This window comes from Clostridium sartagoforme AAU1 (genome assembly GCF_000401215.1).
GTDB lineage: Bacteria > Bacillota > Clostridia > Clostridiales > Clostridiaceae > Clostridium > Clostridium sartagoforme.
On record NZ_ASRV01000045.1, the window covers coordinates 13588 to 34310 of the forward strand.

The window sequence follows — 20723 nt, forward strand, 5'->3', positions numbered from 1 at the left end:
TAAATAAGTATTCGGCTACAATTTACAATAATTTAAATACTCAAATATAATAAGGATGTTACAAAAGAACAAAACAGTAATTTCGTAACACCCTATTAATTTATTTACCTTTTTTAAATACTAATCATTTTTAAACTTATAAGCATTATTTTAATTTAATTTAGCTTTTTTATTTTTCCTTAGTAGCAGATATAATCCGGCACTTAAGCTTAGCATAACATACATATACTTGCTTAGTGAGGAATCATCTCCTGTTCCTGGAAGTGATGAATCATCATTTCCTTTTCCATTTCCTTCATTTGGATTCTCTGTTCCTGGATTTGGAGTTGGATTTTCTGTACCTGGATTCGGATCTGGGTTTCCTGTACCTGGATTTTCATTTACCTTAGTTAAAGCCCCTTTTGCTGCTTTTAATTTACTTAAAGCTTTATCTACTTCATCTTGGGTAGCTGAATCATTATTTAATACATTCTTTGCATTATTTAAGGCATTTTTAAACTCAGCTATAGTTGTATCTGTATATTTACTTAAATCTAAGTTTTCTACTTCCTTTATATAATCTTTCAAAACCTCTTTATTGACTCTTTCAAAATCAATTACTTTTTGAATTGCAGTCCTTAAAGTAGAAGCAGCTTCATCAATAGCTTGTTGTGTTGAATTAATATTCTCACTTACTTTTTTAGCATTACTTAAGGCTTTATTGAATTCATCAACAATATCTTGACTAACACCATCTAATAGCTTTTCTATAATTTTTTCATTAGATAAAGCAGCAATTAATTTATTCAAATCTTCTTTATTTGTATCTAGAACAAATGTAGTAGTGATTTCTAAATTTTCATTTACTTCTTTGTAAGTCAACATGTTATCTTCTACAAATTTTGTAATATCTTCTCCATTTATAATCAGTGATGCTAATTTATACCCTTGTTCTGGAGTAACAGTAATTACTAAATCTTTACCCTTAGCAATTTGATTATCTACTGCCGTTGTGGTAATTATTCCATGTTCTGAAGGATTTACTTTTATATTAACCATCTCAACAAGTTCTTCTAATATAACTTCTATTTTGGCATCCTCAAATGGCATTAATAATTTAATAGTATAAACACCATCAACAGCATTAGGAATAGTTACATTTTCTCCATTAAGCTTTACTACTGATAAAAGTTTTCCTTCTTCAATATTTTTAATTGTTAATATTACTTCTTCATAACCTATAGCTTGACCTTTATTTAATTCAACAGTTACATTTCCACCTTTAATATCAGTTTCAATTTTATGCGGAACTAATTCTCCAAATACAACATCAATCTTAGTATCAGAAGTTAACTTATCTAATGTATATGATTTATTTTCCTTATCAAATTCTACTGATACACCATTTACAAATACATGAGTTACATCTCCATCAAAGGTCATTGTGTACGGTCTGCCTTCATAAGCATTTCCAGCATTTACTTTACCGTCGCCAATTATATTTACATTGGCTTCAATTTTATTTCCAAATCTAAAGTAATCTACATTAGAAACATATGGTTTCTCAGTATCATTATTAAATACTAAATACACATCATGTAGTCCTTGCTCTACATTCTTTAATAAGTCTCCTTCAACAAGAACATAATTACTCCAATTTTCACCAGTTGTTGGTAGTTCTATTTTGGCAACTGCTTCACTATCCATGCTATCAATATGAATCTCTGCATAACCACCAGCATCTTTGTTTTGAGCAGCATAGAATATTTCTAAAGTGTTTTCATTACCAGCAAATACAATATCATTGTATTTTACCCAAGTACCTTTTTTTACTCCTCCAATATTCTTACCATCATTTACTATACTTGAATGTTTATCATTAAATTCTTCTGCTTCAATAATGTTCTTTGCAATCCTAATTGAATTAATTCTTCTTCTAACATTACTCAATAAATTATATTGAGTAACAATTTCCTCATGAGTAGCATTTTCGTTATTAGCAACTGCTTCAGCACTTTCAATTGCACTATTTAGAAGATCCTTAGCTACTTGAGGTAAATTACTTTGATTAATTGTTTTTGCACTAATAATCATTTTATTTAGCACATTTACATCAATTGATGAAGTATCTCCTTCTTGACCTAATAGTTCTACCTCTGCTAAATCTGTTCCACCTTTTAGTTCTAATTTGTAATGTGTAAATCCAGAAATTTTTTCTTCTGGTAGATTAAATGGCCTTGTATAACGTTTCCACTCAAATTTCAAATCATTTCTCTCATCTATAGCTTCCCATTTAACTCCATCATAGCTTCCACTTAATCTATAACCTGTAGGAGTCTCTCCCTTATCTGCAGAAGTTAATGTTAACATATTTACTTTAGTTGGCTTAATGAAGCTATAAATAATTTCACTATTGCCACTAACATTTAGAGTAGCTGAAGTATTAGAATCATTATCAAATATTTTCTTAGCTTCTGATATATTTGAGTAAACACTTTCAAAATGTACATCACCGTTTGGTTCGCCAACTTCTTGAACCCCTGGTATAGTTACATCTTCTAATGGATTTGGTATTTCATCATTTTTAGTAATTGATGTAGGTAATGAATCTTCACTTGAACCCCAATTTGTATTAGGTGTATTTCCCATAGTGAACTCTATTACAGCGCCATTTGCGACATCTTCATGTTTTATATAATTTTTATTATAATCTTTTCCGTTTAGTTTCATTGATTGAATATAAATATTTTCATCACTATTATTGTTAGCTTTTACTGTAATATTCTTACCATTATCTAAATGAACAGTCATTTCTTCGAATAATGGTGAACCAATTGCATATTCATCATTACCCATAGATACTGGATAGAATCCTAGTGCAGAGAAAATATACCATGCACTCATTTCTCCATTATCTTCATCCCCAATATATCCTTGTCCAAAGTCACTTCCAACATATGCACGATCTAATATATCTCTTACATATTTTTGAGTTTTCCATGGTTCTCCAGCATAATTGTACATATATGGAATATGGTGAGAAGGTTGATTTGAATGACCATATTGTCCTAATTTTATTTCTCTTGCTTCTTTTTGTTCGTGGATACCTCCTACACTTTCTACTGCACCGTATCCCCAATAGTCTCCATTTGTTTCAAAGATTGTATCAATCTTTTCTGCCAAAGCAGCTCTTCCACCGTATAGATTAGCTAAGCCTTGACCGTCTTGAGTCACAGATACTGACATATTGAATGCATTAGTTTCTGTATAATCATCACCCCAGAAGAATGGATTAAAGTTTTCATCTGAATATGACCAATCACCATTAGCATTTCTTCCTCTTAACCATTTATCATTTACTGTATCACCAGTAGATTTAAATAATTTAGTATAGTTTAGTGCCCTATTTAAGTAATAAGCAGCTTCATCTTCATACCCTAATTTATTAGCAAGTTGATAAAGACCATAGTCATTTATATAACCTTCAATTGACCATGAGAAGCCTTCCCCTTGTGAATCATGAGCTGTGTAACCTTCAAAAATAGACTTGTTTAAGTTTGCACGCCCACCATTTGTTAAGTTATTAGAAACAACAGCTGCATTTTTGATTGCTGATTCATAAGCACTTTGCCAATTAAAATCTATTCCTTTAGCAATAGCATCACCAAATATAACATCTGAACTTGTACCAACCATTGAGTTAGTTCCACCTGGTGCTATCCATCTTGGTACATAACCTTGATCAACATAATGTTGAACTAAACCATTTAATAGTTCAGTATCCTTTTCTGGTGTAAATAGTGCATATGCTGCCCATGCTGTACGATAAGTGTCCCAAAAGCCATTATTGTAATACAATGTTCCTTCTACTACATCATGATTTCCATATGGAGATTTATACTTCCAAATTGGATTATCATTAGTTCCAGTATTTTCTGATAATAAGTTAGGATAAGCATTTAATCTATATAAATTAGAATATAGTGTTGTTAATTGATCTTTACTTGCACCTTTAACGTCTATCATATCTAATGTATCATCCCATGTGGTTTGTGCCTTAGTAAAAATTGAATCAAAATCATCACTATTAGTAATTTCTAGTTCAAGATTTTTCTTTGCCTGATCTATACTTATAAATGAAGTAGCAAGTTTCATTTCAACAACTTCGCTATTAAAGCTTGCTATTCCTTGTTTAGTATTTTGAACTGATGTATTTCTTGGTTTTTCGGAAAATTTACCGTAGATATACATGGTTTGCATTCCATTACTATTATGACTACTTGATGCTTCAAATGTTCCATCATTATTAAATTTTAATGTTCCATTTGCTCTTGTAGAATCAAATATTATATTTCTGTTTTGTGAATCCGTATCAAATGTAAATCTTGCAACTGAACCATGTACAGTTGGTGTAACTTCCATTGTAGAATTACTTGCATTTGAGCCTTCATTAAAAGTTACTGAATAATAATGTGCTTTTGCTGTTTCATTTTCATGAGTGAATTCTGCTTGACGTGCTGATGAATTTATTTGATTTGCGCTAGTTACTTTTGTAGAATCAACTGAGGTGTTTATCATAAATTGCCATGTTCCACGATCACCAACCCAATAAGATGGTTCATGAGAAATGGTGATATGCTTTAATGTATTACCATTCAATTGATAATTATAAATCTTATTATCGGATGCATTAGTAGCTGGTGCAAAGAAATTAAATCCATGAGGCATTGTTACTGCTGGCGCTGTTAATCCACGTGAAAAACTTGGTGAATCATTTGTTCCACGTAAAATATTGACGTAGTCTGATTTATGTGTAAAGGTAACTGGCTCCTCATTATAAATTTTTAAATCATCAATATAAGTTCTAAACTTTGCATCAACTTCTTTTGGATTATCATTATTATCATAGGCAATTAAAATATTTTTAATTGTCTTTCCACTTGCAACCATTCCTATATTACTTGCAATATAGTTCCATTGATTTGTTGTTAGTATTCTACTTTCTCCCTGTGCCTTAGGATTTAACTTAGTATCATATTGATCTATTGAATTTAAATCACTTAAAAATGAACCATCAGTAAATTCTATATCAACTGCAATATGCATTTGAGTATAATCATAGTCATAGTCACTTTCATCAAGTATGCTTGGGAAAATAGTATAACTTAAATTTGTGTCTTCATCCACTTTTACATCTAAATCTTTGTAAATTACATTATAGGAATATGCTCTCTCATTTCCTTTATGAATCCCTGAAATTTCAACTGCTTTAGTTCCAGTCCATCCTTTTCCTGAAGCTTGATTCCATGTTCCTGAAGGCCCTCTAGTAATAGCTGTTGTCATTTTACTAACGGTTTCTGCATCTTCCTTTATTCCAGTTCCTAAGTTTAGTTCTGACCATTGAGCCATATTATTATTAGCTTTATATAATTCTGTAATTTCTAATTTAAAGAACTTATATGCTTTTTCATTGTTTATTTTGTATTCTTTTCTTTCATATCTAGCTGAAAAAACCTGATTATTTTGTTTGTCTAAGTTTTCCCAAATTGTTCCATCATTTGAAGCTAATAAAGTCCAAGCTTTTGGATCACGTTCTTGAGCATCATTAGCTGCTACTATTTGATAACGATCAATTACTACTCCTTCCCTCACTTCAAAAGAAACCCAAGCTTTATTTGTACTATTTATTCCACTAGGATCGTAAGCTAAAAATTTTGTGTTTGTTGCATCATCAAATAGATTTGAAGGAATTTCGTTATCATTGTATTTTCTACTTGATTGAATACTAGATAATATTATTTTGTCATTAATACTTCCGTCAATGACTATCTCCTTTGGTAATCCTGATACATTTTCACTTCCTCTTTTTTCATCTATAATAGAATTTAAAAAGTTTTTATCTGTTTCATTATCCTCAAAAGATGTTTCAAATAGTATTTGTTTTTCTGGTTTTGTATTTGCACTTGTTGTTAGGTCTTTAGCAAATACTGCTGAGTAATTAATAGTCGTAACAGTTAAAGTCATAGCTAAAAAAGTAGTAAGTATCTTTTTCCCCTTAGCTTTCATTCTATTCTTCCTTTCTCTGTAAACTTATTTCAATTACCTCTTATACTCTTACCCTCATCAATCACCTCCATCTTTTAATTAAATTACATTTGTATAACAGAAGATTAATTTAAAATTTTATGATTCTTCATCTATATAGTAATGAAAGCATTTACATTTTTAAAGATACAATTTTTGTAAAAATTTTTACATTTTAAATATATAGCTTTTTAAAAATTTTTGTGTTTTTTATATTATTGAAACTTTTAATTATACCTTCTATATAATAGCTATTTATAATATAAAAAAACAAGCTAAATTTAAATTTTATCACTTGAATTTAGCTTGTTTTATATTTTATTATTTTATAACATTGCTGCTCCAATAAGCCCTGCATTATCCCCAAGTTGCGCTATTCTTATATCTACCATTGCTGGATCTGCCACCTTAGTTTTTGTACACTCAATAATTTTAGGTAATAAATAACTATTATATATTAATACTGCTCCACCAATAACTACAGCTTCTGGATCTACTACAGCTATTATATTTGCAATACCAATTGAAATATTATCAATCCATTTATCTATTATCTGAACAGCTTTTTCATCATTATTTTCATATAAATCAAATACATCTTTTGTGGTTAGTTTTTTCTTATACGCTTCTGATGCTATTCTGGCTATATTTACACCACTACACTGACCTTCTAACCCACCTTTATTTAATCCTCCTTGGCTATACTTGTCTTCATTTATTATCATATTATATATTTCTGCTGTTTGACTATGTGCTCCATTTATAATCTTCTTATTAATAATTAAAGCCCCACCTACTCCTGTAGAAACTGTTATATAAAACACTGATTCACATTCCTTTGCGCTTCCTACTAAACTTTCTGCAAATCCTGCTATATTAGCATCATTGTTAACCTTTACAGGTATGCTTAATTTTTCACTTAAATATTCTTTTATATTAAAGTTTTCCCAGCCCTTTAAGTTAACTGGATTTAATAATTTACCTATTCTCAAATCTAATGGTCCCGGTGCACCTACCCCTACCTTTTCTATTTCATAATTGCTCCATTGACCTTTTATTTGATTAACTAATTTATTCAAATTATATTCTGGCCCCTTTATTACCTCATTTTCAGTTTTAAATGTTTCTATTATATTTCCTTCTTTTGATATTATTGCCGCTCTTAAGTTTGTCCCTCCAATGTCAATTCCTATTAAATACATTTTTAACTCCCCCTTATTATATACATATATTTTAAACTACCAAATATACTTTTTAAAACATAATACTCCAGCCTATTGTAATTTGGTTTTATCTTATAAATATCATAAATTTTCACAATGAAATATAATTGATTTGTAAAGAAAATCACTTAAATCCTTATCGCTGAATTGATTAAGATATTTTTTAAATCTATTATCATATTTATAAGTACTTGCAATACATCTTAGTATATCTGTATCACAAGTCATATATTTTTCTAAATAGCCTTTCCATTTTAAAACTAAGTTTTGAACCTTATGTGATGAAGGCGAATCATTAATATATCCTGCTAGTTCTTTAAATAAGCTTTCCATATTATTTTTAAACTCAATATTTAAATTAACTTTTTCATCTTCAGATAATTTTTCTATATTCTTTTCATATTCCTTATATTTTTCTGTTTCTCCATATACTATCTTAGCTTCACGATTATATTGTTCTTGTAATGGTATAACTGTTGAATCATTAAATATATTTAAATTAAATAATTCTTCGCCTGCCAAATAATCATCTAATGCATTAATAATTGTTTTTAATCGTTGTTCCTTTCGTCTCAATTTTCCATAATGCATTTCTAGTATTTTACTTTGTTCTTTTTTAGGAAGTTGCATAATATCTGATATTTCATTTAGAGTCAAATCCATTTCCTTTAAAAATAAAATAGTTTGAAGTCTTTCTAGATCGTTTATATCGTAAACTCTATAACTATTTTTCGATTCTCGTCCTGGCTTTAATAAGTTTATTTTATCATAGTAATGTAATGTCCTTGGAGTTATCCCTGTTATTTGAACAACATCTTTAACTGTAAATAATTCTTTCTTCATTTCAAACTCCTTTCTTTATTGTAGTTTCAAATTTTAATATACTAATTTTCAAATTAATTTCCATTATACATGATATTATTATAATCTAAATTAATAAAATTCATAGTAAAACCATTAATTTTTAATATTCTTTTTTATATAATCTCTTAAAGTATAAAAAACACTCCCCTTATAATAGACACTTTATTATTTTATATGTCTATTATAAGAGGAGCATATCATATGAATACTATTTCTTTTTAATAGCTACACGCCATACTTCTGGGCCTTGTTCAAGGTATTCCCATTCAAATTGTTCAGTGTACTCTGCTAAAAATTGATAATGTAGTGGTTTTGGATCATGGTCATTTAATAACTCCATTTCTTCTCCACTCTTTAGATTATTAAAAGTATCAAATATTACAGCATGTTTTTCCTTTGGTGAATATATACGTGCATCTACTTGTGCATTAAATCTTGACATAGTTTCTACCTCCAATAATATAGTTTATAGGTTATATATTATATCTAAATATAGAATTTTTATGTGATTTCAATCACATATATAGCTATAAATAGTTTAATTTTAAGATTTAAGATTTAAAAGCTATTGAATTTTTTCTCAAAAAATAAAACTCCTTGGTATTTATTATAGGTATAAAGAAAATAACAAAATTACCATTTAATAATTGTATAACCTTTAAAATATTTATTGATTTTAGGTATAAATCATATTAAAATAGAATTCGCTGTATAAATATTAATTTTTATGTATAAAGGAGAAACAATGAATAATACATTAAATAAAGATAGATCTTCACTAAAATCCTCATTATTTTTTATTATTCCATCTTTAATGGGGATAATTTTATTTATATTTCCAATTAAATTTCAAGGAAATATAACAATACCTGTTGCAATATTATCTAATTTATTAGCTAATATTCTTCAAAACTGGTTAACTTCTATAATAACCTTAACAGTTTGTATTTCTACATTAATAAGCATAATAGCAAAAATATTTAAACCAAACTTTATTGTAAAAAGCGAATTTTTAAATAATTTATTTAATGTAGGCCCACTTTGGCTACTTGCTCGACTAATAGGTACTATATTTTGTGTTTTAACTTTGTTTAACCTTGGGCCTAAAGCTATAATTAGTGACATAACTGGATCTTTCGTATTAAATGATTTACTTACAATATTGTTTACTATATTCTTCTTTGCAGGATTATTATTACCATTACTTTTAAACTTCGGATTATTAGAATTTTTTGGGACAATGCTTACTAAAGTTATGAGACCAATTTTTAGGCTTCCAGGTCGTTCTTCTATTGATTGCATAACATCATGGCTTGGAGATGGAACTCTTGGAGTAATGCTGACAAGCAAGCAATATGAAGAAGGATTTTATTCTAAAAGAGAAGCAGTTATAATTGGTACAACCTTTTCTGCTGTATCAATAACCTTTAGCTTAATTGTAATAGACACTGTTGGATTAGCTCATTTATTTATTCCATTTTATTTAACAGTTAGTCTTTCTGGAGTTATTGCAGCAATAATACTTCCTAGAATATATCCGTTAAACAAGATACCTGATACATATTATAACGGTCAAGAAGGAAATGCAGATGAATCAGTTCCAAAGGGATATAATTCTCTTTCATGGGGATATGAAAAGGCTTTAGAAAAAGCTTCTGAAAACTCTGATATAAAGGAATTTTTTATAGATGGATTTAAGAATGTACTAGATATGTGGTTTGCAGTGCTTCCAGTTGTTATGGCAATGGCTACTTCAGCATTAATAATAGCTGAATATACTTCTGTATTTCAAGTTTTAGGAACACCATTTATACCATATTTAAAACTTTTAGGAATTCCTGAAGCTGCTCAAGCATCTCAAACTTTAGTTGTTGGTTTTGCTGATATGTTGCTTCCATCTGTTTTAGCAGCAAATACTATAACTAGTGAAATGACAAAATTTATAGTTGCTTGTACTTCAGTTTCTCAATTAATATATATGTCTGAAGTAGGCGGAGTGCTTCTTGGTTCAAAAATACCAGTATCATTTAAACAACTAGTAATATTATTTATAGAAAGAACTCTTATTACACTTCCTATAATTGTTATAGTTGCTAATATATTATTTTAGCTAAAACTCTTATTTATTTATTATCTATTAAAAAATAACTTTTAATAAAAGTAAGGCAGATTCGTATTATGAATCTGCCTTATGCTTTCCTATTTAAGTTTTAATTTAACTCGCAGTTACACCAAATTTCTTGATTGTGATATATTGCGAAATCATCAAACCCATATAATTCAGCTTTTGTTTTCTTACCATTACATACATCTACTAACATTTCAAATAACTCTTTTCCAAGCTCATCTAGCTTTTTAGTTCCTTCGATTACACCAGATGTATCCATATCTATGTTATCCTCCATGTTTGCAAATGTAACTTTATTTCCTGTGATTTTGATTACAGGAATTAATGCATTTCCAATAGGTGTTCCTCTACCACTTGTGAATACGCAAACTTGAGCACCACCTGCAACCATTCCCGAAACTGATTCTATGTCATATCCTGGAGTATCCATTATAACAAAACCTTTTTCTTTTGGAATTGATGCATATTCAACTACTTCATTTATTGATGTAGAACCACCTTTACTAATACCACCAAGTGCTTTTTCTTCTAAAGTACTTAGCCCACCCTTCATATTTCCTGGTGTTGGGTTTGCTCCCCTAACATCTATTCCAGTTTCTATGAATTGATTTTCTAAATCTTTTATAATCTTATAAATGTCATCTTTTACTTTTTCGTTCTTAGCTCTTCTGCCTAATATATGTTCAGTTCCAATTAATTCAGTAGTTTCACCTAAAATTACAGTTCCACCATTTTCTATTAATCTATCACTACATTTACCTAATGTAGGGTTTGCAGCTAATCCAGATGTTGCATCTGATCCACCACAGTTTGTAGCTAATACTATGTTTGATAAATCAACATATTCTCTTTCCACTTTAGACATTTCTTCTGCCATGTTTCTAGCTAGCTTTACTCCAGCTTCAATTGCCTTTAATGTACCACCTTGATCTTGAATAGTAATTACTTCTAAAGGCTTAGGGCTGTTTTTTCTTATTTCTTCTGCTAGTTCATATGGCTTAGTAGTTTCGCAGCCAAGTCCAACTAATATTGTGCCGTAAACATTAGGATTAGAAGCTAAATTTATTAAAGATCTTCTCATAATTTCTATTCCTTTGCCAATTTGGCCACAACCCTTAACATTAGGAATAGCTACAGCACCTTCTACTTGTGCTGCTATTCTTTCAACAGTCCCATTTGCACAACCTACAGTTGAAAGAATAAGAACTTTATTTCTAATTCCTATTTTTCCATCTGGTCTAACATAACCTTTTATCTTCATCATAATACCATCACACTTTCTATGTTATTTATATGAACATGCTTGCCTAAGCTTATGTCTTCTGTTGCTTTTCCTATTATTTCACTATATTTATAAATTTCCTCTTCTTTTTTAATTTCTTTTACAGCTATTTTATGATATAAATCAATATCATCAACTGCTATAATTTCTTTATAGCTTTCTCCAGTAAGGGATATACTAACAATATCTCCACTATTAACATGATCCAATACAACTGCTACATTATCTTTTTCATCCATTAATAATGCTCTCTTTTGCATTATTTCCCCTCCTTTTTCATTATATTTCGTCACTTGCTACTTCTGATAAATCATCTGATACTTCAGCTAAATTTATAGCTTTAGCTAATTCCTTCTTTTGTACAAGGAAGAATAATCCCCATACTACCGCACATACAGCTATACTAGTTACTGAGAATGATAGCAATTGAATTATACTAAATCCAGTAAATAAAGAACCAGCAGCAAAAGATGAAATTCCAACTGCACCATCTGGTAAAGTATTACCTAATGATAGATATACATTTGTAATTAATGGTGATGTAATTGTTCCAGCTATTAAAATCTGAGCAATAACAACTATACCTATTAAAAGTGTTTTTAATACATTACCATGTACAAGTGCAACAATAAGAATCATTCTAAATGTTATAGAAGTTAAATCAGCAAATGGCATCATACGGTTTCCTGGTAAAACAGCTGCAATTAATACTGTTAAAGGTATTAATATTAAAGAAACTGTTAATACTGATGGGTGCCCAATTGCTACTGCTGCATCTAGTCCTAAGTACACTTCTCTACCTTTAAGGTGCTTTTCTAAGAATATCTTACTTGAATCTTGAATTGCAGATAAACCATCTACTAAAATTGAAACAATCTTTGGTAAAATAATCATAACTGCTGATAAGTTCATTGCTAATCCAAGTGTCTCTTTAAGTGGATACTTAGCTACAATTCCAATACCTGCACCTATAATAAGTGCCATAATTGCTGGTTCCCCTATAGGCCCTAAATACTTTTGAAGTGAATCAAATTTAAGATTAGATTTTCTTACAAAAGGAATCTTATCTAATAAATAATTAAGTGGAACTCCTAAAACTAATGGTGCTAACGCTGAATTTGTTGGCAATGAAATTCCCTCTAGTCCATAGAATTTTTGAACTAGTGGTGCTGACCAGTCAGCAAGTTTGAATACCATAAAGGCCATAAGTAACATTCCAACAAAACCTAAAATAACATTTCCAGTAGCAACATAAGTTAATACTCCTGCTGTTACTATGTGGTGATAATTCCAAATATCAATATCTAAAGTTTTGGTTTGCTTTAAAATAATTAAAACAATATTTGTTACTAGTATAAGTGGAATACCAACAATACCCATAGGTGTAGACCATATAGCTCCTGCTACTGCTCCCCAGCCTACATCAATTATATCTAGATTTAAACCCGCATTTTCTGACATTAGCTTAACAGCTGGTCCTAAGTTATCTGCTAAGAATTTTGTCATTAAATTGATACCAATTAAAGCTATCCCAATAAAAACAGCTGATCTGAAAGCCCTATCAACTTTAGTACCTAAAATTAATGCGATAAAAAATATTAATATTGGTAATACTATATAAGATCCTAATGACATTACATATTGAAAAAATTCTGCTATAGCCTGCATTTTTATTTCCCCCTAACCTTTACTTTTTTATAAATTCTTCTATTTGTTTTAAAGCTGCTTCTTTTCCAACTCCTGTTAGGAATGGTAATCCCTTAATTACAGGAGCTGTAATATTACTTGGAATTTTAGCTCCAGTTGCCATTAATATTATAAGATCTACACTTCCAGGATAAGATGCAAGTTCAGTAACCTTTGCTTGGCTTACGGATACTTTAAGTCCTTTTGAGCTTAAATAATCTGTAACTATTTTATTTGCTACTGTTGATGTAGCAGCTCCCATTCCACATACTACTAAAATTTTCTTCATAATAATTTCTCCTCCGCTTAATTAAATTCTTTGTTTAATATATCTTTAACCTCTTCTTCTGAAGAACAAGACTCTAATTTACTTAATATTTCTTGGTTTTGTAATACTTCCATTAATTTTTGTAATATAACAACATGATTATTTGGATCCTTTACAGCTAGCATAAACACTAACTTAATACTAATCTCTTCTTCTGGATCATCCATACTATTAAAATTTATAGGCTCTTTTAAACTTGCAAATGCAATCCCTGGCTTATTTACATAAATAATATCTGCATGTGGTATTGCAACTTTTATTTCGCCTTCAACATTTAAGCCTGTAGGAAAGTTTTCTTCTCTCTTAATAACAGCCGTTTTATATTCTTCGTTTACATATCCTTCAGCATAAAGCTTGTCTCCAAGTAATTCTAAAAGACTATTTTTATCCTTTGCTTCTACGTTAACGAATATTGTATCTAAATCAATAAATTGTGCCATTGTTATTTTTCTCCCTTATTCATTAAAAATTAGCTTTTCAAATTCCTTGCAATCTTTTTTCATTTTATCTAAATTGTTTTCTTTTAAGCTTTCCTTTGAGAAAAGCCCCCCCAAACCTATATATTGAGCCCCTCTATCAAAATAGTCTTTAGCATTTTCTCTATTAACCCCTCCAACTGCCATTATTGGAAATTCACCAAGTGGTCCCTTTAAATCTTTAAAATAAGATTTGCATACATTTGATACAGGGAAAATTTTAATAATATCACTATTATTTTCACAAGCTGTTAGTACTTCACTTGGAGTAAGAGCTCCAGAAACTGTAATTACATTTCTTTCCCTAGCATAATCTACTATATCTTTTCCCATAACTGTTGGTGATAGTAAGAACTCTGCCCCTGATTCAATTGCTTTTTTAGCTTGTTCTAATGAAGTAACTGTACCAGCACCTATATTTAAACATTCTCCAAACTCTTTACTGATTTTAGAAATAATTTCAAAAACATCAGGAGTATTCATAGTAATTTCCAAATTACGTATATTTTTCGTTTCTTTTACTGCTAAACATATATTTCTTACTGTTTCATAATTATATCCTCTTAATATTACTGTAATCTTTGTAAAATCTTTTATTTCCACTGTTCCCCCTCCTCAATTATTAAATTACTACCTCTAAATTAATTTTTTAATTATAGAGTTATTTAGATAATGTTTATACTATTTTGCATCACACCCTTTCAAGGTTTTTATATAAATCTTATATAAAATAAATCTAATTAATATACTCCTTCGTACTTCCTAATACAATCAATAACTTCACTTTTATTTTTTAATTTTCTTAAATCTTCTTTAAAGTCTTCATTATTGATAAGTTCAATTAAGGAAAATAGTGCATCCAAATGCATTTTGTTATCAGAAGCACTTAGAGCAAAAATTAAATCTACATCTTTATAGCCATCTTGTGAAAATGAAACTGGTTCTTTTAATTTCATAAATGAAAAGCCTGTTTTTATTGCTCCTTGGTCAAAACCTGCATGTGGAAAAGCAACTCCATCAGAAATTATAATGTATGGTCCATATGCCCTTATACTATCGATTATTTCTTTTTCAAATTTATCTTTTACCATATTTTTATTATGGAATGGCTTTACAGATTTTCTTATTGCATCTTCCCAATCTTCAGCTTCAACATCTACCTCTATAAATTCTTCATTCAAAAATGAACTTAATTTACTTGATGACTTTTCTTTTTTATCATTAAAGTAATTATTTATAGTAGCCTCTAATAAAGAAAGTAATCCATCATGTTCTTCTACTAGTGGTTCTATTTTTCTAATTAATATATCCTTTTTTTCTGTTTCTGATTCCTCTATAATTGATGTTTGATCACTGATTAAAGATACTGCTGAATTAATTCTAGTTAAATCTTGATCCGTTAAATTTACGCTTACACATACATATGGTAATTTAACCATATCTCCTAAATATACTGTTGAAATAATAAAGTCTATATTCTCCATATCATAATTTGTTAACTGAAATACAGATAGCGCATCAACTACAGTAAAAGAATAATAACGTGCTAATCTAGCTTTAAGGAGTTGTACTGTTCCTACTCCACTATTACATATAATTAATACCCTTAAATTTCTGTTGATTATCTTTGATTTCTCTAAAGATGCTGATATATGAAGACCTAAGTAACCAACTTCAGTTTCTGTTAGTTTTCTTGAAATATAATTTTCAAACACATAGGTATTTTCTTCAATAGCTTGAATTATATTTCTGTTCTTTTCCATATAATATAATATTTCACTTACTTCATAATTTCCTGGATATTTTTTATTTAAAATATCAAACATATGATTACTTAAATTTATAAATAAGTCCTTATCTAAAGATAAATCAATACCTAAAGTAGATGACATTTCTTCAATAAATATTTTTACAAGTAATTGAATTGTTACTAATGAATTATCCTTATTCACTTTTTTTGAAAAATGAAGATTACCAATCATCTCTGATAAATAATTAATCTCTGATTCTAACTCCTCAAAGGAAAACTGATTAAGCATATTTAAAAATATTGTTTTTATATAACTGTAAAAGTTTTCATTATTCTTGTTATAATTTTTTAGTCTCATTCCAATTTGAATTCTATTAAGGGAAAAAAATAAATAAAATTCTAAAAATCTTAAAGAATGATCTGTAAGGGAAAACTTATTTTTTATCATTTCTTTTAGAACAATATTATGGGTTTCTTTTAAATCCATTTGTATATCTAAAAGAGAACTTTCCTGAATTTTATCTCTAAAAAATATTTTTATTACAAAAATATGCTTTTCACAAATTTCTACAAATTTTTCTCTTATATCTTTTTCATCAGCTTTTACTTTATAACCTTTATTAGGATGAGATATTATTTCTATATTATCCTCTTTCAATTCATCTTTAATTATTTTAAAATCCTTTAAAAGTGTGGATCTCGAACAATAAATTAAATCAGAAATGTTTTGAATAGTTATATAGTTATTAAAGAAAAATAATAAACAAGTGATTAGACTTCTTCGTTCTTCAGTATTTAATTCGTAGTCATCAAATTTAATTTTATTATTTAAGAGATCGTTTAACTTTTTATTATCATTTAACTCAATGTCACCATTTTCATTAAATTGAATAAAATCAAAATCATACTTAGAAAAATAATCATTTATACTAACTAAATCATTATATATTGTTCTATCAGACTTATTCATTATTTTAGCTAGTTTAGAAACCTTGTAAAATTGAGGATCTTCAATTACTCTACCTATAATATCCATTTGCCTTTTATTCATTCAACTCACTCCCTATGGCTTAATGTTAGCATTTGTCGACAATAAAGAAAAGATTTAATTAGTACAACCTGTTTGAAAGGAAATAAACCATTCGAAAACTAAATTTATTTGTCGATTACTTCCATTACTTACCTAAGTTTCAAGTTAAAGATAAGTTAGATTACTGTAATCATCGAGAATTAATATATATGGCATAAATAAGTTATGATAATTATTCCCTTTTAAGTCTTCCATTTATATAATTACATATACTATTTAAAAAAAGCCTATATTAAATTGATTGAACAAATCAGTTTAATATAGGCTGCTTTTTTTATTTAATTGTTTGTTAAAATTTTTCTATCGCTAAGATTTTCTTTTCCAAACTTAATACATATTCCCAAAACCATTCCAATAATAGCTGGAACTACCCAAGCTAGTCCCTCATTAGCAAGAGGCAATTTAGATATAAGTTCTGCAATAAAACTTAATTTTATACCAACTTGTCCTAAAGCATCGGCTACACTTACAACACCAGTAAATAATATTGTTAGTCCATAAATTATAGTGCTGCCTTTAAATATAAAATCAAACATTGCTAACACTATAAGCATTATAGCTATTGGATAAATTGCATTTAATACTGGTACTGATACACTAAGAATCTTTGTTAATCCCATATTAGCAAGAAGCATACTAGAAACTGTTAATAATCTAACCCAATTCTTATATGATATTTTATTAGTTAGAGTTGAAAAATACTCGCTGCATGAAGTAATAAGACCAACGCAAGTTGTTAAACATGCTAAAGTAAATATTAATGCTAATAATATTGCACCTGGCTTGCCAAATATATAAGTAGTTGCATTTGTTAAAGTTTGAGCTCCATTTTCTGTAATGCCAAATCTTCCACCACTTGCAGCTCCTAAATGTGCTAGTAATGCATATATAACTGCTAATAATACTCCAGCTATTAATCCTGCCTTAATAGATGCAGAAACTACAGCTTTTTCATCACTGATACCTTTAGATCTTATTGCCAAGGAAATTACAATTCCAAAATTTAAGGCTGCTATTGTATCCATAGTTAAATATCCTTCTAAAAATCCTTTAAAAAATGGTGATGTTCCATATTCACCAATTGCAGCTCCATAGTTGCCTAAAGGTTTAATAAAGGATCCTGCTACCATAACTAAAATTAAAACTAATAAAGCAGGTGTTAGTACCTTTCCCATACGATCAACCAGCTTATTTGGTGACAATGAAAGCCAATATGAAACTGCAAAAAATACAAGTGTATATAATAATAACGCTAGTACATTTGAAACGCTATCAGGCAAATATGGTGCTACTGCCATTTCAAAAGGCAAACTTCCTGCCCTTGGAATACCTAAACATGGTCCAATTGATAAATATACTAACACAGTAAATATTGTTGCAAATATTGGATTTACTCTTTTAGTTAAATTAGTTAAACCATTAGATTTAGCTACTGCAATAACACCTAGTACTGGGAATCCAACTGCTGTTATAAAAAACGCCCCCAGAACTAACCAAGTTTTTTCACCAGATGATTGACCTAAAAATGGAGGAAAAATTAAATTTCCTGCACCAAAAAATAAGGAAAATAGCATAAGTCCGACAAGTGTTAAATCCCTTTTTGATAAATTTTTCATATTAAAATCCCCCTAATTATGTTCCAATTAACAATTAACAGTTAAACAATTTAATATTGAGTAAATAGATAATTATTTATTTAGAATTCATTTATACAATAATGTTTTAAAGATATACCTCTAATTAATAATGCCACCTTCAATATCCATATAATTCCCCCTTTTTGAAAATAAAAAATCCGTCCCTTGAAAACAAGGGACGGAATTATCCGCGTTACCACCCTAATTCTATAAAATAGCTTATATTATATAAACCTTTTATAGCACTTAGCTACGTATCTATCAATACGCTTGTCTTTTAACGGTGAAAGACTCCGTCAATGCTTACTAATATAAGTTCAGCATTGCTTCTCAGAGATGATTTTCAGCTAGTTTTGTACATTGGCTTTCAGCAAATGCCAACTCTCTGCAGAACAAAATTATAACTTACTTTTTCTCTTCATAGAATTTATTATTACCTTTTTTTATATGATAAAATTATTTTTACCTTTTGTCAAGATTTTGTTATAAAGTCCTATTTAAATTACCTAAAATAAACAAATATCTAGTTTATTTCTTGATAAGTTTAAAAATAGCATTTTGATTTTTTTTAGCCTCTTTAACAACATTAACATCCAACTTTAAATTTTTTACCATATCCTCTATAATATCAAAGGCTTCAATTAAAGACATTCCCTTTCTATATGGTCTATCCTCAATAAGGGAAGAAAAAACATCTGCTACAGCTATTATATGGCTCCCTAAATCAATATCGGATCCCTTTAATTTATATGGATAACCTTTTTCGTCTAGTGTTTCATGGTGGGTACCAGCCCATACTGCAATTTTCTCAAACCCTTCAACATGCTCTAATATACTATGGCTATAGTATGGATGCTGCCTAATTAAATCAAATTCCTCTTTTGTTAAACTGTAAGGTTTATTTAAAATTTCACTTGGAATAGCAAGTTTTCCTAAATCATGTAGTAATCCTGCTAAATAAAATTGTTTACATTCAAGCAAGTTTTCCTAAATCATGTAGTAATCCTGCTAAATAAAATTGTTTACATTCAAGATTGCTGAAACCCCTTTTTTCGGCTAAAAACTTATATATCTTGGCCACATTTTTTGAATGTTCAGCAGTATAATGAGATGTTTCATCAACTACTTTTGCAAAGATTTCTGCCATATCAATTAAATCATCAATATCAAATAATAACTTTCCAAAGAAACTTATATCATCTAAAAAGTGATTTTGATATATTGGATTTACAATATCAAGCCAGAAATATTCAAATTTACTTAGTTCATTGAAAACTTGTACTAGTTTTGGATCAAAATAATTTGATTCCTTAATTACTTGGATAATATTACAACGCTGAAATAAAATATGCACATCATTATTTATTAAGACTTCAATTCTATCAGAAATATGTATTATACGACTTATTAATGGAATATCCTCTCCTTTTAACCCACTAGGGTTTCCTCCATAATATCGATCATGATGATACCTTATTGGTTCAGCTAATATTCCAAGAGGATATGAATCTTTAAGAATTAAGTAGCCCTTTTCTGCATGATTAAATATTAAATCATCTTCACAATAAGCAATAAAGTGCTTCTCATTCCAGTTAGAAGCTGCGCCAATATCATGTAATAAAGCTGAATAAATAAGTATTTCTAATTCATCTTGTTTTAATTTTAAAAATTCACCAATATGTTTTGCAATTATGGCTGTTCTACGATGGTGCCTCGATATGCCTGTAGCCGATAGTTCTAAGGCATTAGACATTGCCCTAATAAAACTTACAGGATGTACCTTTAGAGAATTAAACATTACCCTTCCCCCCTCTGTATTTTTTAATTTCATTTAAGTAAAACCTTATGTATACTTTTACATCCCATTGTAACAAATAATTAATTAAATATATTATGTATTATGTATTATGTATTTTTATCCATTCAAAATTATTATACATTGACTAATAATTTTACTCAATATTTATTAAGTATTTATTAAATATTCATTATGTATACACTATTTGTTGTATTTCCTCTATTCCATAAAGCTTTTACAGTATTAATAAAAAATAAACAGTGTATACTAAATAAGTCCTTCACTAAAAATAATACTCAGTGAAGGACTTATTTATTTATGCTGTTACTAAATTTTAGTTTGTAACACTATTATTTTTAAATACAGCTTTTTCCGACATATTTCGGGTGGTACCAGGT

15 protein-coding genes and 1 other annotated feature are annotated in these 20723 nt (G+C 28.8%); of the genes, 1 reads left to right on the forward strand and 14 read right to left on the reverse strand.

The window, feature by feature from the left end:
• Positions 1–150: 150 nt before the first annotated feature.
• The 4 genes from A500_RS03920 to A500_RS03935 all read right to left on the reverse strand — a co-directional run bounded on the left by A500_RS03920 (position 151) and on the right by A500_RS03935 (position 8592).
• Positions 151–6045, reverse strand: a complete 5895-nt coding sequence (locus A500_RS03920) for a GH92 family glycosyl hydrolase (RefSeq protein ID WP_016206291.1) — start codon at positions 6043–6045, stop codon at positions 151–153.
• 344 nt (positions 6046–6389) lie between these two features.
• Complete coding sequence (locus tag A500_RS03925) at positions 6390–7265, reverse strand: ROK family protein (protein ID WP_016206292.1); 876 nt, start codon at positions 7263–7265, stop codon at positions 6390–6392.
• 102 nt (positions 7266–7367) lie between these two features.
• Entirely contained in the window at positions 7368–8129 is a 762-nt protein-coding gene (locus tag A500_RS03930) for a MerR family transcriptional regulator (RefSeq protein WP_016206293.1), read from the reverse strand.
• 229 nt (positions 8130–8358) lie between these two features.
• Complete coding sequence (locus A500_RS03935) at positions 8359–8592, reverse strand: DUF2249 domain-containing protein (protein ID WP_016206294.1); 234 nt, start codon at positions 8590–8592, stop codon at positions 8359–8361.
• 303 nt (positions 8593–8895) lie between these two features.
• On the opposite strand from A500_RS03935, the gene A500_RS03940 reads away from it, so the two are divergent.
• Positions 8896–10260 (forward strand): YjiH family protein, encoded by a 1365-nt coding sequence (locus tag A500_RS03940; RefSeq protein WP_016206295.1) that lies wholly within the window; start codon positions 8896–8898, stop codon positions 10258–10260.
• A gap of 100 nt (positions 10261–10360) precedes the next feature.
• Here A500_RS03940 and A500_RS03945 read toward each other — a convergent pair whose 3' ends face one another.
• From A500_RS03945 to A500_RS19350, 10 genes are all read right to left on the reverse strand, one after another.
• Positions 10361–11542 (reverse strand): UxaA family hydrolase, encoded by a 1182-nt coding sequence (locus A500_RS03945; RefSeq protein ID WP_242835042.1) that lies wholly within the window; start codon positions 11540–11542, stop codon positions 10361–10363.
• On the reverse strand, positions 11539–11820 hold the full coding sequence (locus A500_RS03950; protein ID WP_016206297.1) for a UxaA family hydrolase: 282 nt from the start codon (positions 11818–11820) through the stop codon (positions 11539–11541). Before A500_RS03950 ends, A500_RS03945 begins: the two co-directional genes overlap by 4 nt.
• Before the next feature lie 19 nt (positions 11821–11839).
• Positions 11840–13228: a PTS galactitol transporter subunit IIC gene (locus tag A500_RS03955; protein ID WP_016206298.1), complete on the reverse strand. Its 1389-nt coding sequence runs from the start codon at positions 13226–13228 to the stop codon at positions 11840–11842.
• Between the two features lie 19 nt (positions 13229–13247).
• Positions 13248–13535: a PTS sugar transporter subunit IIB gene (locus A500_RS03960; protein ID WP_016206299.1), complete on the reverse strand. Its 288-nt coding sequence runs from the start codon at positions 13533–13535 to the stop codon at positions 13248–13250.
• 17 nt (positions 13536–13552) lie between these two features.
• On the reverse strand, positions 13553–14014 hold the full coding sequence (locus tag A500_RS03965; protein WP_016206300.1) for a PTS sugar transporter subunit IIA: 462 nt from the start codon (positions 14012–14014) through the stop codon (positions 13553–13555).
• Positions 14015–14029: 15 nt separating this feature from the next.
• Positions 14030–14653 (reverse strand): bifunctional 4-hydroxy-2-oxoglutarate aldolase/2-dehydro-3-deoxy-phosphogluconate aldolase, encoded by a 624-nt coding sequence (locus tag A500_RS03970; protein ID WP_016206301.1) that lies wholly within the window; start codon positions 14651–14653, stop codon positions 14030–14032.
• Positions 14654–14790: 137 nt separating this feature from the next.
• Positions 14791–16851, reverse strand: a complete 2061-nt coding sequence (locus tag A500_RS03975; protein ID WP_016206302.1) for a BglG family transcription antiterminator — start codon at positions 16849–16851, stop codon at positions 14791–14793.
• A gap of 317 nt (positions 16852–17168) precedes the next feature.
• The gene (brnQ, locus tag A500_RS03980; protein WP_016206303.1) at positions 17169–18506 is read right to left on the reverse strand and encodes a branched-chain amino acid transport system II carrier protein; all 1338 of its coding nucleotides are present in this window, start codon (positions 18504–18506) and stop codon (positions 17169–17171) included.
• Between the two features lie 192 nt (positions 18507–18698).
• Positions 18699–18958, reverse strand: a binding site (T-box leader).
• A 97-nt stretch (positions 18959–19055) separates the two neighbouring features.
• The gene (locus A500_RS19345; RefSeq protein WP_016206304.1) at positions 19056–19508 is read right to left on the reverse strand and encodes an HD-GYP domain-containing protein; all 453 of its coding nucleotides are present in this window, start codon (positions 19506–19508) and stop codon (positions 19056–19058) included.
• Positions 19501–20325, reverse strand: coding sequence for an HD domain-containing protein (locus A500_RS19350; RefSeq protein ID WP_016206305.1), 825 nt, complete (start codon positions 20323–20325; stop codon positions 19501–19503). The genes A500_RS19345 and A500_RS19350 overlap by 8 nt, the downstream gene beginning before the upstream one ends.
• Positions 20326–20723 lie beyond the last annotated feature (398 nt).